This is a genomic window from Elusimicrobium sp. An273 (assembly GCF_002159705.1).
Classification (GTDB): Bacteria; Elusimicrobiota; Elusimicrobia; order Elusimicrobiales; family Elusimicrobiaceae; genus Avelusimicrobium; species Avelusimicrobium gallicola.
Genome location: NZ_NFJD01000004.1, coordinates 132,025 through 145,471, shown reverse-complemented (window position 1 = coordinate 145,471; position 13,447 = coordinate 132,025). Strand labels below are relative to the sequence as shown.

The following is a 13,447-nucleotide window of genomic DNA, read 5'->3' as shown; positions in this document are numbered from 1 at the left end:
TTTAGCCGCGTTTGCGGTATTTTTTGGATTTTTTCAGCCGGTCTATAAAATCCTTGGTTACGTTGACCGGCCGTTCCCCGTACAAGACCTCGTCTTTGCGTACGATCGCGCCGACGTTTCTTTTCTTGGCGAACGATTTTATTTCCGTATAAATGTCTTTCAAAATCTCGTTTACTTCTGTCTTTTCCAACTGCAAAATTTCTTCGCGGGTGTTATATTTATAATTATCAATAAAAAAACTGCGCTCCGCAATAATTTTTTTGTTAGACGCTATCCGCGCCGTTAAGTCATCCAGCTCGGCCGGCGTGTTGAGCGGGCTGGTGGACAAAATTTCCGTGCCGGAAAACGTCAGTCGGTTTAACAGGTTGCCCAGCTGCAGCGCATCGGCGCTTTCTTCTATTTTGGGCAGCAGCGGCTGCGGTTCTACCACGATGCGCTCGTAATAGGGTTTTAATTCCCGCACCTGCCGGGCCAGTTGGGCGTTTTCGGTTTCCAAGGCCGCTATGAGCGCCTTGGCCCCGCGGACTTCTTCTTCTTTTGACAAAATCTTCAGCCGGATTTGCTCTTTTACCGCAATCGTGCGCGGGTGCTCGTTAAACGCTTCGTCTATATCAATATACGCCACCGTCAAGCACTTGGCGGGCGGTTCCTGTTCCTGCGTGGCCGACGGATCCCCCGGCGTTTGCGGCGGGTTGGCCGTCGCATCGGATGGCGAGGAAGAGGCCTCCTGATCTAGCGGCCTAACAGGGGTGTTCGTTTGCTCCGTCTGGGCGGGCGTTTGCGCCTCGGCCGCGGCCGACGTTTCGGCGGGCTTGGGCGGGTTGACCTCGTCAAACGCCTGTTTTTTTGTTTCCTCGGGCAGGACGATTTTATCGTCTTCCTCGGGGGCCTGCTGGGCGGCTGTTTTGGCCAAAATGGACGCCACGGCCGCCGCTTCTTCGGGCGAGAGCTTATCGGCCGAAGCTTCCTGCGCGGCCAGCGGTGCGCTTAAACCAAGTGCCAGTAAAAACAGCCAAACTTTCTTCATACGCCTCCTACATCATGTTAGAGATGTTGAAGTAGAAATGGGAACGGTCTTCGTTGGACTTGTGGTTGAGGCCATACCCCCAGTCAATGCGGATCGGCAAGGACGGCGTGGTAAACCGCAGACCTACGCCTACGCCGGCTTTAAACTGGTTTACGTCCGGGCCCAGCGAAAATTCCAAATCGTCAAACTTGTTCCACGAGTTGCCCAAGTCAAAGAAGAACGCCAGCTGCGCCATGTTGCGCCGTCCTTCGCGCGCCAGCGGAAAGCGCAGTTCCGCATTCATCACGTAGTACATATCCCCACCGTAAAGCGGCCCCACTTCGCCCGCGCGTTCGTACCCGCGGATCGTGTCCGCCCCGCCCAGGAAGAACTTTTCATACGGCGGCACTTCTTCCGTGCGTCCGTACGCCTGCACGGAGCCGATTTTGTTGGACAAGACAAACACAATGGGGTAGTTTCCGCCCACGTTCCACACCGTGTGGTTGAAAATGGAGCGTGCGTTTAAGTACCACAAATCCAAGTCGCCCCCGATCGGGCCGCCGGCTAAGGCCAAGCCTAGGGAGTTGCGCCAGCCGCGGGTGGGATCCCAGATGTTGTCGCGCGTATCGATGGCGAAGTCTACGCTGAAGGTGGACATGTTCGTGTCCCCTTTTTGCAGGTAGTTGGGGTCGCCGGGGTTGGCGTTGGGCGGCAGGAATTGGGCGTCTATGTCGTAAATGTCAATGTTTTCAAACGAATAACCGAACGAAAGCTGGTAAATGTCGTCGTTAAAGCGCGGGCCTACTTTGATGCGTCCGCCCAGGCGTTTTTCGGTATAGGCCTGGTTTTCGGTGTAGAACGAACGGTAGCGGCGGGTGTTGAACAAATCAATGCCCAGCGAGGTGGGTTTGTCGTAAATCCACGGGGTAGACCAGCTGACGGTGTAATCCAAAATTTCTTTCCCGAACAACGTGCGCAAAGACAGGCGCTGTGCCCGCCCGAACAGGTTCATATGGTTGATGGAAACTTCGCCGTACAAGCCGTCCATGGAGCTCATGGCCAAACCGGCCGTAAACATGCCGGGGCGGCCTTCTACGATGTTAAAGCCCAAGTCCACTTTTTGCGGGTCGGCCGTGGGCTGGAGGTCTATCTGCACGTCGTTTACAAAGCCCAAGTTTAAAATTTTGGTCTGGCTGCGGCGGATTTTTTCGTTGTCGTACAAATCGCCGGGATGAATGGAAAGCTCGCGCGTAAAGACGTATTTTTTGGTTTTTTCGTAGCCGGTAACGTCGATATTGTCGATGTAGAAAATATGCCCTTCCGAGATGTCAAACGTAATGTCCAGCCGGCCGTTTTCAATTTTTTTGACGGGGTTTACCCGCACCTGCAGGTAGCCTTTGTTGGCGTATTGTTCCTGAATGGAAACGATGGTATCGTCAAAATCTTTTTGGTTGTACAGTTTTCCTTCGCGGAAGAAGACCTGTTTGTCCAACTCTTCCTGCGTAAATACGTTGTTGCCTTCAAAAGACACGCTGCCGAAATTCACTTTTTCGCCTTCGGTCAGATCGTAGGTGATGGCGGCTTCGGTTTTGGCCTCGTTCATCTCCACCTGCGGCGCCGAGAGGGTAAACTCGGAATACCCTTTGTTGCGGCCGTAGAGCGTCATTTTCACCCAGTCTTTTTGCAGGTTTTGGGGCTTGAACACTTTGCCCGGACGGTTGGAGGCTTTTTTGATGATTTTTTCCACCGGCAGTTCGGGCGCTTCGCCGTTAAAATTCACCGCGCTCACGCGGACGCGTTCGCCCTCGTTAATAATCAGCTTTACGTACACCACGCCCAGTTTTTCGTCCCGGGTCAGTTCGTAGGTTACATTGGCGTTGATGTAGCCTTTTTCGGCGTATTTGGCTTTGATGCGTTCCAAATCGGTTTCCAGCTTGGCTTCGTTGAACGGGTCTTTAAGCTTCAGCGTCATCGCCTGGGTAATGGCGCCCTTGCCCAGGTGTTTGCGCCCTTCGTAGGTCAGGCGGTCAAAAATGGGTTTTTCCTGCACCAGGTACGTAATGCGGTGGCAGGGATAGGCTTCCTGCCCGTCTTTTTCGGTGCGGGTGCCGGGCATGCGGGAGATGTCTATTTCCACCTGGTCAAAGTTGCCCAGGGCGGAGATATCGTGAATGTCTTCGGAAATGGTAAAGCGGTCGTAGAGCTCGCCTTTTTTGGAGTGGGAGGCTTTGGTAACCGTTTTTTTGCGGATGTTTTTAAGCCCGCTGACGGCTACGTCGCAAATCATCCACGGGCCGTTGGGGTCTACTTCTTGCGAGACTGTTTCCTCCGCGCGCGCGTACGAAAAAGCCAGCAGGCCGCTTAAAAAAAGTAATAAAAAACGTTTGGGCAAAGTATCCCCCTTGTGTTTTAATAAAAAAGCCCGCACTAAGGAATAAGCACGGGCTGTTCTGTCCAAAAAACTGACTTATTTGGTAGGTCTTTTTGCCAAACCGCTCTTGATGCAGCCGGTGCACACATAGGCAGTCTGGGTTTTGCCGTCCAAGACTACTTTTTGTTTCTGGAGGTTCGGTTTAAAGCTTCTTTTCGTTCTTAAGTTAGAGTGGCTGTAGGAGCCGCCGGACACCGGGGCTTTGCCGCACACTGCACATTTATACGCCATAGTTTCCTTCCTTATAACTGAATTAAATTTGGTTACTATATTCTAGTAAATAAAAGTCCGTTCTGTCTAGTCTTGCGCGGGCTTGGGCGGGAAAAACTTGCTTGCCAAAATGGAAACAGCCAAAATGGCCACAATCACGCCCAAAGACGCCAGCACCGGAATTTTGAAATGGTGCGAAATCAGCATTTTCACGCCCACGAAGAACAAAATGACGGAAATGCCGTATTTGAGATACGGAAATTTGCCCGCCATCCCGGAAAGCAAAAAGTACAGGGAGCGCAGCCCGATGATGGCAAAAATGTTGGACGAGTACACCAAAAAGGTGTCTTGCGTGATGGAAAGCACGGCGGGGATAGAGTCCACCGCGAAGATCAAGTCCGACATTTCAATCACCAGCACCGCCGCAAACAGCGGCGTGGCGTAGCGTTTGGCGTTTTCCAATACAAAAAAGTTTTCGCCGTGATAATCGGTTTTCAGCGGCATTACTTTTTTAAGCGCCTTGAGCACAAAGGCCTGGCTGGGGTCAAATTTTTCGTCTTCTTTTTGCAAAAGCATTTTGGCGGCGGTAAAAATCAGCAGCGCGCCGAAGACGTAAATCGTCCACGAGAACATGGAAATCAGCTTAACGCCCAGGAAAATAAAGATAAAGCGCATCACCACCGCGCCCAAAATACCCCACAAAAGCGCTTTGGGCTGCAATTCGTGCGGAATGGCAAAGTAGCCGAAAATCATGATAAACACAAACATGTTATCAATGGACAAAGAGTATTCCAACACGTAACCCGTATAGAACTCCAAGGCGTGGCGCGGGCCTTCCACCAGCCAAATGGCGCCGCCAAACAGCAACGCCAGCGACACCCAGGCGCACACCATCAGGGCCGCTTCTTTCATATTTACTTTTCCGTGGTGTTTGTTAAGCACCGCCAAATCCACAAATAACGCCGTCAGCACGATGACCCAAAAGGCGATCCACATGAGGACGGACACGGTGGTAGTTACAGGTTCCATTCTTACTCCTTAAGTAGGGATATACAGCCAGGCAAATAAAATCCGCCCGCGGGCGGAAATTCCAGCCGAGGATGGGAATCGAACCCACAACCTACGGTTTACAAAACCGTTGCTCTGCCAGTTGAGCTACCTCGGCATTAAAACCTAGTATATCTTACCATTTTTTACATTTAGTTCCCAACCGCTTTATGATAAAATAAACAAGAAGGAGGACGGATGAAACATTTCTTTTTGATGATGTTAGGGGTATTTTTGGCGTGTTCCCTGCAGGCGCAGCCCCTGTGCAATATAGAAGACCAGCGGCCTGTGCAGCTATTGGAGGCCGAGCTGGCGCGCGGTATCAAAACGTTTAAAAAACAAAAACCGCCTATTTACTACCTTTCCTATACCTATACGGAGGAAACCAAAAACAGTTTGGAAGTGGCCGAAGGGGGAGTGTCTTGGGAGGGGGAAATCCCCAGCCGCCGGCTGCAAATTGCCGCCCGGGCCGGCAGCCCGAAAATGGACAATACCCGCACCTTAAAATCGGATTATGACAATTTTTATATCCCCGCCACCACACTGCCGGATTGGCAGGGGGATCCCCGCGCGTTTGAAACCGCCGTGTGGCGCGCCACCCAACAGGCGGCGGAACAAGCCCAAAAGGATTTCAGCCGCGTACAAATAGACAGTATCAATTCTTCCAAACGTACCGACGATTCCAACGATTTCGTTTTCCCGCCCGAAGCAACCTACTGCCGGGAAGAAGAGCCGCTTTCGTTTGACTGGGAGCGCCTGCGGGCGCTGTTGCTGAAAGCGTCTGAACTGGTGCAGGGGAAAGATTTTGTGTTGGAGAGCACTTTTTATTTCAGCACGCAGGAAGGCAACCGGTATTTTGTGGATTCCGTAGGCTCGCGCCTTAAAACGCCCTTTGCGTATGCCCGGCTGGGGTATGAGCTGTACGGCAAAACGGCCGACGGCCTGCAGTTAAACCGCAGCCAAAGCTATGATGTGCTGAAAGCAAGCGAACTGCCCGATGAAGAAACCTTCCTGGCGGCGGTAAAACAATCTATTTTGGAGCTGGAGGCGCTGAGCCGCGCCCCGGAGGCCGAGCCGATGACGGCGCCGGCCATTTTAAAAAACCGCGCCATGGCCGTTTTTGTGCACGAAGTGCTGGGGCACCGGGTGGAAGGCCACCGCCAAAAAGACGACTCCTTCGGCAAAACGTTTACCGACAAAGTGGGCCAGCCGGTGGTTTCGCCCTTGCTTACGATCGTGGACGACCCGACCCTGGCTTATTTTAACGGCATTCCCCTGCGCGGATTTTATGAATACGATGATGAAGGGGTCAAATCCCAGCCGGTCTATATTGTGCAGGACGGGATATTAAAAAATTTCCTCATGCACAGCAGCCCCATTAAAGGGTTTTCCGTGTCCAACGGGCACGGCCGCCGTTCCACCGGCTACCGCCCGGTGGCCCGAATGGGCAATACGCGCGTTATGGCCCGGCAGACGGTTTCGTATGAACAACTGGAAAAACAGCTGTTAAGCGAAATCAAGCGGCAGGGCAAGCCGTACGGATTTATTATTGAAGACTTGTCCGGCGGGTTTACGCAGACGGGCACCTATTCGCCACAGGCGTTTAAATTGCAGCCCACACTGGTATACCGCATCTATCCCGACGGGCGCAAAGAACTGGTGCGCGGGGCGGATATGGTGGGCACGCCGCTGGTCAGCTTTAATAAAGTGTTGGCGGCGGCGGATGATTACGCCGTGTTCAACGGCACCTGCGGGGCGGAATCGGGCTGGGTGCCGGTGTCGGCCATTGCTCCGAGCGTGCTGTTGGAATCGCTGGAAATTGAAAAAACCGGCAAGAGCAATTTAAAGCCGCCGGTGCTGGTGCCGCCTTCGGCCGAGAAAAAGGGGAAAAAGAAATGAAAAAATTTGTCTTTCTGTTCGTATTCTTCTGGGGCGGGTTTTGCACGGCCGCCGCGGCGGACGTGCCGGATAATATGTATTTCCGCGCCATGCAGGATGAAATGAAGCGCTCCCTTTCCCAACTGCGCGTGAAGGGAAGCCCCAAACCGTATTATTTGGCCTATCGGCTGCGGTATATGTCTAACGCTTGTTCGTCCGCCTCGCTTGGCAAATTGACGGAAAACGACACGCAGCCTTATTGGAGCCTGATGGCCGGTGCGGTGCTTTCGGCCGGTACGCCCAAAAGCGACAGCATGGGCTTTGTCAACTCCCTTTCGTCTTCGTATGATCCCGAAAAAGCATACGATGTACCCAACAGCTACTGGGGCATCCGCCGGGCGTTTTGGAAACTGACGGACAGCGGGTACGTTAATGCGTTGGATCGGTTTGAAAAGAAACAGGCGTACAAACGACAGAAGAACATTTCCAAAACCGAGCCCGACTTTGCTTCCGCCCCGCAAGGGTCGTTTGCGGAGGAGATTTCGCCTTTTCCCGCCGTGCCGCATGCGCAAATGGCCCGGTTGGTTGAAAAATTATCCGCCCAGGGAAAAGACGTCCCGTATCTGGAAGATTTTTCCGCCCAGATGTGCCTGATTCAACGGGATTTGTACTATTTAAACAGCAACGGCGGCTTCTACCAATATGCCCTGCCCGGCTCGTTTGTAACTCTTTCCGCCAGCCTGCGCAACCGGGAGGGGTATAAAGAAAAAATTTCCCGCAAGATTTATTTGCCGGCCGACCATTCGTGGCAGGAGAACGCTTTAATGGACGCGACCCGGCAGCTATTGGCGGACGCGCAAGGCGTATATAAGGCCCAAAAGCCGGAACCGTATTTGGGGCCGGTACTGCTGATGCCGGCCGCGGCGGCGGACTTTTTGAACGAATTGCTGGTAGCCAATCTGCGCAACATAGAGCCGCTTTTGTCTTCGGCCAGCGAAAACGACGCGACGGCCGGTTCCTTTCGCAACAAACAAGGCATGCGGATTATGAGCAATGTGGTAGAGGTGTATGACAAGCCTTCCCTGCGCACCTATAAAGGCCTGCCGCTGGCGGGGTTTATGCCGGTGGATGACGAAGGGGTAAAAGCGCAGGATTTGACGGTTGTTTCCGCCGGGCGGCTGCAGCAGCTGCCGCTTTCGCGCCGCAGTACGGAGCAAGGCCGCAAGAGCAATGGACATGCGCGCATGTCCGCCTATACCTTGCCGCGGGAAGCGCTTTCCAATGTGTGGATAAAGCCTAAACATCCGCTCTCTGCCCTGGAAATGGAACAAAAGCTCTTGGAACGCTGCCGCGAACTGGATTTGGAGTATTGCTATATCTTAAAAGAATTTCCCGGCTGGGAAGACGGCGAGGCTTCGGTAAATTTAGCCGAGCGCATTTACACCAAGGACGGGCACAAAGAACCGGTGTTCGGCATCAAAGTGGAAGATAAAACCACCCGGTCGCTGCGGGATATTTTGGCGGCGGGCTCCGATGAAGAAGTCTTTTATCCCTACGACCCCGATTCCAGAGACTATTCTTTAATTACGCCTTCTTTGCTGGTGGATGAAATTGAACTGATGCCCGATGATAAAAAACCGGATCGCAAACCGTTTATTCCCAAACCTTAACAAAAACCCCGTTCTTTTGAACGGGGTTTTTTAGAGAAAAATTACATTAAAAGCGCAGCTGTTTAAGCAATTTCCCGGCTACCTGGCCGGTAAACGAGTCCGAATCTTCTTTAAACGCCCGCTGCATCAGGCGGCGGCTTTCTTTTTTGTCGCCTAGGTAGTAAGCATCCATGGCCAAAATGAGCACGGCCAGTTGATTTTCGGGGTATTGCGTGAGGAGTTGGCGGGCCGTTTGGGCGGAGGCCTCATACCGGCCGGCTTCGTAGAGCCAAAGGGCTTTGTTGGCCAGCAAATCCCGGCGCTGGGGGGCCAGCAACAGCGCGGCCTCCAGGTTGGCCAGCGCTTCCTGAGGGCGGCCTAAGCCGCGGGCCGCTTTGGCGCTGAGCAGCCAAAAATCGGCCGAGGAATTATCTTCCGCAAGCGCCATGGTGATGTGGGTGAATGCGTCTTTATAATTGCGCTGGCGCAGGAAAGTTTCGGCATAGCGGGCGCGGTAGATGGGCGCGGCCGACGGGTTCAGCTCAAAAAATTTATCGTAAAACGAACGGGCTTTGGAATAAAACCCCATTTTGCTGTAATTGGCGCCTTGCCCGCTGAGGGCTTCCAAATTATTGGGCTCTAACGCTAAAACTTGTTCGTAAAGTTCAATGGAGCGGTCGGTTAAATCCGTCCGCTGGTACAGGCTGGCTGCCGCCAATAAAAGCGGCACATTGGACGGGTGAAATTCCAACGCTTCCAAATACACTTCCAGCGCTTTGCTTAATTGCCCCAGCTGTTCGTAGCTCATCCCCAGCAGGCGGTAGGCGCGCGCTTCGCGGCGTTTGACGTTTTTGGTTTTGTAAATATAATCCGACAGGTGCCTAATGGCCTCGGGATAGTTGCCGGCGGAATACAAATCGCGCGCTTGGACGTATTCTTTGCGGTCTCCCGCCGGGGCCAAGCCCAAAATGCCCGTTTGGGTGGCCGAACAGCCGCCCAAGAAAAGAAGGCCCGTTACCAAAAGAATGACGTTACGGTTTAAATACATAAGGCAATGTAAAAAGCAGGATGTCTTCCTGCAATTCTCCTAAATGGCGGTTGGCTTCTTTAATGCCCACTTCGCCCGCTTTGTGCAGTTTGTCCAGTTCCAGGGTGCCGGTATCCAAGACGCGGTTGGTCAGTACAAAATTGGCTTTTTGCGAAGATTCTTCAATCATCGCCGCGCCGCGCACGTCGCCCACGCGCAGTAAATACGCGGCGACCGACTGCGGCGTCGTGGAGGCAAAATCCGGCGGGGTAACGGAAGCGATGATGTAGTCCGCCCCCATTAATTTAACCGATTCCACCGGCAGATAATCCACCACCGCTCCGTCCACCAAGGCCCGGTGGCGGTACTGCACGGGCTCAAACACGCCGGGGATATTCATACTGGCGCGCACGGCAATGGCCAGCGGGCCGGAATTAAATACCACGCGTTCGCCGGTTTTAATGTCCATGGCCGAGCAGGTGAAAGGGGTTTTTAAATCTTCAAAACGCATGTCGCCTATTTGCTCGTGGAAAAAATTGACGAGGTTGGCCGACGAAGGAAGTTTTTGCGCAAACAAAAAGCGGAAAAGACCCATGACGTTAAAATCCGGCGTAATTTGCTCAAACGACATATGGTCGCTGATTTCCCAAAGTTTTTCCGTCGGCAGGCCCGCCGCGTACAGCGACCCCACCACCGACCCCATCGAGGTGCCGGCCAGCATGTCAATGGGCACGCCGGCATTGTCCAGCACTTCCAGCACGCCCACATGGGCAAAGCCGCGCACCCCGCCGGCCGAGAGCGCAAGCCCGATTTTGGGGCGCTGCTGCTGGGGAAGCGAAGTAAAACGGCTCCACATAAAATCGCGCAGGATTTCGTCATCGGTTTGAATGGGTAAAGCTCCCGCCGGGCAGGCGAAGATCAGCCCCATTAAAACCGCGTAAAACATCCGGCGCAAAAGAGTATGCATTATAAATCCTGGCCAATGGCCCATTCCAATTCGGCTTTTGCCGTATGGTTGTTGCGTATGGCTTGAAAGTAGCCTTGGGCCGACTTCAGATAATCTTGCAAGGCTTCCAAGGGAGCCGTGCCCGTTTTGGGTTTATCTTTGGCGGCCTGTTCCATTAAATCGTTCAGTTCTTTGTAGGCAAGCTGGCGGTCGAGCACTTCATTCTGCCAGAAAAGCATATTTTCAAAGCTTTCCGCCACCTGCACGCGGATTTTGTCTTCAATGGCCGCGCGGCGCAGGGCGCTTTTTTGCTGGCTGGCTTTTTTCTCGGCGATTTGTTCGGAAAAATTGTACGGAATCGGCAGGCGCACCGCCAGCGAAACCTGTTTATTGACGTCGTCTAAATCATTCACGCCCAGCTGTTCGTAAGACGCGTTTAAAATCACGTCCGGGTAGCGTTTGGACAAGGCCAAATCAATGGCGATGTTGTCCGCTTCCAACGCGTAAATGGCGGATTTTAATTCCGGGCGAAATTCCATGGCCCACAGGCTCATGTGCGGCAAATCCCAGTCGGTTTTGACGGGTTCAAAGTCGCCGGTAATGGTAATGCGGGAGTTGAGTTCTTTGTTCAGTTGGATCAGCATGTTGAGCTGGGCCTTTTTGAGTTCGCTGGCGGCTTGGTTGCGGGAGCTTTTTAAATCGGCCAATAGCGCGCGGATGCGCACTTTTGTCCATAAGTCGCCGGAAGGGCGGGCGTACCAGGTTTCGGCCAGATCCAAAATTTCCTGCGTCAGTTTGACGTTGTACTGGGCATAGAGCAGTTGGGCAAAGGCTTTTTTAATGTTGAGCACCACTTGGTTTTTGACGATTTCATACCGGCTTTGCACCTGTTTTAAATTGGCGCGGGCCATTTTAAGCGTGCCGTTAATCCGCCCGCCGGAATACAGGTATTGCGTGGCGGTAATGCCTACGCCGTAGAATTGGTCTTTGTCGCCATAGAGGCCGTTGCCGGGCAGAAAGCGGTTGGCTACCGAATCGGGCAATACCATCGGATAGTCCAGATCGTACCAAGTGGCCGTTCCCTGCAGGGAAAATTGCGGCAGGTAGCGGAATTTGGCCTCGCTTACTTTTTGTTCCGCAATGATGATGTCTTGCTTGGCGGTAAGAAAATCCGAATTGTTTTCCAGCCCCAGCCGGATGGCGTTTTCCAAGGTAAGGTTGTCGTTCATTAAGCTGGAAAATTTGAGTCCGTACTCTTTCTGTGCAAAAGCGGCCGGCGCCAAAAAGAGTGCCGCCAGCAAAAACGCTCCTAGTTTTTTCATGAGACCCCCGTTAAGGTTGTTTGTTTTTATGGATTTCCGCTTCCACGCGGTCCATCATTTTGTTAAACTCATCCTGCAGTTCTATCAGCTGGTCGCCTTTGCGCAGGTGAACGCGCTGGGAAAAATCCCCTTTGGCAATGGCTTTGCAGGTTTGTTCAAAGCGGTATACCGGCCCGGCCATTTTGTGGGATAAAATGGCGGAAATAATGACTACAAACAGCAGGTAAATGGCAATTTTGTAGAAAAATCCGGCGGCAATCGGTAAAAATTCGTCGTAAATGGGCTGTACCAAAACGGGGTAGGTGTCAAACAGGTCATTTAGGGTGGCCGTCAGTTCAAACGTCATAATCGCCAGTCCGCACAAAACGCTCATAATCATCAGCATCATATAGCGGATTTGGAGATTTTTTTTAATAAAAATCGTCCGTCTTTTAAACTGCGGCGGCTGTTGCTGCAATTGCGGTTGGCTCATAAAAACCTCTTAGAAATTGGTTACGTAGCGGATTTGTAAAATCCGTTCGCTTTCGTCTCCCCGGCCGATGCGCCGTACGGCGCCGTCTAAAGCTAAAGACGGGTGCAGGTAAAAACGCATGCCGATGTTTAAACGGGAGTCGCGCACGTTGCGGATATTATCCCACTCCGCCAAAAAGCTGACTTTGTCCGCCAGCGTATAGTACATGCCGGTGAACCAATACAAATCTTCCCAGTCGGATAAATTCAACCCGGCCGTGGCGTTTAACCCCGGCACGATAATTTCGCGCGAAAAGGTAACATACCCGCCTTTGCGGTCGTCCAAATAGTCTTTGGAATCGGTATAGATGCGCTGGTCGTTATAGCCGTAACCGTAGCGGCGGCCGTCGTAGCCGATGGCGATGGCCGGCAAGTACAGGTTGCCGTCGTACACTTTCCATTTTACCTGGAAGTCCGGATCCAGCACGCGGACGTCGTTGGAAGAGCCCACCAGTTCGTGTGCGGCGATGCTGACGCCGATGTTGATGCGCGGGAAGACGCCGAAATCAATGCTTTCCATCAAGGTGCCGTGGTCGTAGGCGCGGGTTAAAAAAGAAGCCTGGTAGCGGTCAAACGTTTCGGCGGTGGGGACGTCGATAATCATTGTTTCCAGGCTGATGGGATCGCCCGGGGCCGCCTGCAAAGCCAGCGGATAAAAGGCACAGCATACTAACGCAATCAGTTTTTTGATGTTCATAAAAGTCCTCTTTTCTTATACGCTTACAGGAAGGTACGCACGTCTTTTACTTCCGGTTTTGTAATATAGCGCACGTTGTGCAGGTAAACGCCTTCGCGTGCGGGCATAAAATCGTTGCGGTCGCGCGGAAATTCCATATCCACGATGCCTTTGTCCAGCCGCTGGGAGCTGCTGACTACGCCAATATGCCAGCGGTCGGCTTTTTCGGTATCGTACGGATCTTTGGGGTTCCAGAAATTGCGCAACAAAACAGTTCCCTTGGGCAGGGGTTCGGCGCCTACCGCGGCCGTTTTTAACAAAACGTCCGTTGTCCAGACGGTTTGGCCTTCACACGGCCCGTTAAAAAAGGTTACTTTATAGCGCGGGTCGTTATCCGAGGGGCGCTTGTTGAGGGTAGCCAGCGAATAGAGGGCATAGGGTTTGCCCGGGTTTTGGCAGGCTGCAAAAACATGGGTGCGCAGCAGGCGTTCATAGTCTTGTTTGGGGTTGGTGCGGTTATAGGGGGATTCTTCCTTTTGGGCCTGACATCCCGCCAGCAAAATAAATGAAGAAACGAACAAAAGGCCGAGCATTTTTTTCATAAGCCGGACTCCTTAGTGTTGAAATAGCCCGTACGTACGGGCGCGCGTGGAACCACTATAGATTATACCCGTTTTTGGCCCGAAAAGAAACACTAAATCCCTGTTGGCGCGGAAGGATAAAGCCTTTTGAAAAAGGCCAAACA

At 52.7% G+C, this 13,447-nt stretch carries 12 protein-coding genes and 1 tRNA gene; 2 read left to right on the top strand and 11 right to left on the bottom strand.

Annotated features, from left to right (window positions below):
* Position 1: 1 nt before the first annotated feature.
* The 5 genes from B5F75_RS07400 to B5F75_RS06310 form a co-directional block, all read right to left on the bottom strand.
* On the bottom strand, positions 2-1,027 hold the full coding sequence (locus B5F75_RS07400) for a RodZ family helix-turn-helix domain-containing protein (protein WP_087289105.1): 1,026 nt from the start codon (positions 1,025-1,027) through the stop codon (positions 2-4).
* Positions 1,028-1,034: 7 nt separating this feature from the next.
* The gene (gene bamA, locus B5F75_RS06325; RefSeq protein ID WP_087289103.1) at positions 1,035-3,398 is read right to left on the bottom strand and encodes an outer membrane protein assembly factor BamA; all 2,364 of its coding nucleotides are present in this window, start codon (positions 3,396-3,398) and stop codon (positions 1,035-1,037) included.
* A 75-nt stretch (positions 3,399-3,473) separates the two neighbouring features.
* A complete protein-coding gene (rpmB, locus tag B5F75_RS06320) occupies positions 3,474-3,668 on the bottom strand; it encodes a 50S ribosomal protein L28 (protein WP_087289101.1) in 195 nt (64 codons plus the stop codon).
* Between the two features lie 66 nt (positions 3,669-3,734).
* Positions 3,735-4,676: a TerC family protein gene (locus tag B5F75_RS06315; RefSeq protein ID WP_087289099.1), complete on the bottom strand. Its 942-nt coding sequence runs from the start codon at positions 4,674-4,676 to the stop codon at positions 3,735-3,737.
* Positions 4,677-4,739: 63 nt separating this feature from the next.
* A tRNA-Thr gene (locus B5F75_RS06310) sits at positions 4,740-4,812 on the bottom strand.
* 80 nt (positions 4,813-4,892) lie between these two features.
* On the opposite strand from B5F75_RS06310, the gene B5F75_RS06305 reads away from it, so the two are divergent.
* Together B5F75_RS06305 and B5F75_RS06300 are read left to right on the top strand one after the other, a co-directional pair.
* On the top strand, positions 4,893-6,593 hold the full coding sequence (locus B5F75_RS06305; RefSeq protein WP_087289097.1) for a TldD/PmbA family protein: 1,701 nt from the start codon (positions 4,893-4,895) through the stop codon (positions 6,591-6,593).
* The gene (locus tag B5F75_RS06300) at positions 6,590-8,242 is read left to right on the top strand and encodes a metallopeptidase TldD-related protein (RefSeq protein ID WP_087289095.1); all 1,653 of its coding nucleotides are present in this window, start codon (positions 6,590-6,592) and stop codon (positions 8,240-8,242) included. The genes B5F75_RS06305 and B5F75_RS06300 overlap by 4 nt, the downstream gene beginning before the upstream one ends.
* Before the next feature lie 46 nt (positions 8,243-8,288).
* Here the strand turns inward: B5F75_RS06300 and B5F75_RS06295 are convergent, their stop codons facing one another.
* The 6 genes from B5F75_RS06295 to B5F75_RS06270 are packed head-to-tail and all read right to left on the bottom strand — an operon-like array spanning position 8,289 to position 13,304.
* A complete protein-coding gene (locus B5F75_RS06295) occupies positions 8,289-9,269 on the bottom strand; it encodes a tetratricopeptide repeat protein (protein ID WP_087289093.1) in 981 nt (326 codons plus the stop codon).
* A complete protein-coding gene (locus B5F75_RS06290; RefSeq protein WP_158093798.1) occupies positions 9,253-10,215 on the bottom strand; it encodes a patatin-like phospholipase family protein in 963 nt (320 codons plus the stop codon). The genes B5F75_RS06295 and B5F75_RS06290 overlap by 17 nt, the downstream gene beginning before the upstream one ends.
* The gene (locus tag B5F75_RS06285) at positions 10,215-11,516 is read right to left on the bottom strand and encodes a TolC family protein (RefSeq protein WP_087289089.1); all 1,302 of its coding nucleotides are present in this window, start codon (positions 11,514-11,516) and stop codon (positions 10,215-10,217) included. The genes B5F75_RS06290 and B5F75_RS06285 overlap by 1 nt, the downstream gene beginning before the upstream one ends.
* 10 nt (positions 11,517-11,526) lie before the next feature.
* Entirely contained in the window at positions 11,527-11,988 is a 462-nt protein-coding gene (locus B5F75_RS06280; protein ID WP_087289087.1) for a HAMP domain-containing protein, read from the bottom strand.
* 9 nt (positions 11,989-11,997) lie between these two features.
* Positions 11,998-12,723 carry a hypothetical protein gene (locus B5F75_RS06275; RefSeq protein WP_087289085.1) on the bottom strand — a complete coding sequence of 242 codons (726 nt, stop codon included), beginning with the start codon at positions 12,721-12,723 and terminating at the stop codon, positions 11,998-12,000.
* Positions 12,724-12,746: 23 nt separating this feature from the next.
* The gene (locus B5F75_RS06270; protein WP_087289083.1) at positions 12,747-13,304 is read right to left on the bottom strand and encodes a hypothetical protein; all 558 of its coding nucleotides are present in this window, start codon (positions 13,302-13,304) and stop codon (positions 12,747-12,749) included.
* Positions 13,305-13,447: the final 143 nt, after the last annotated feature.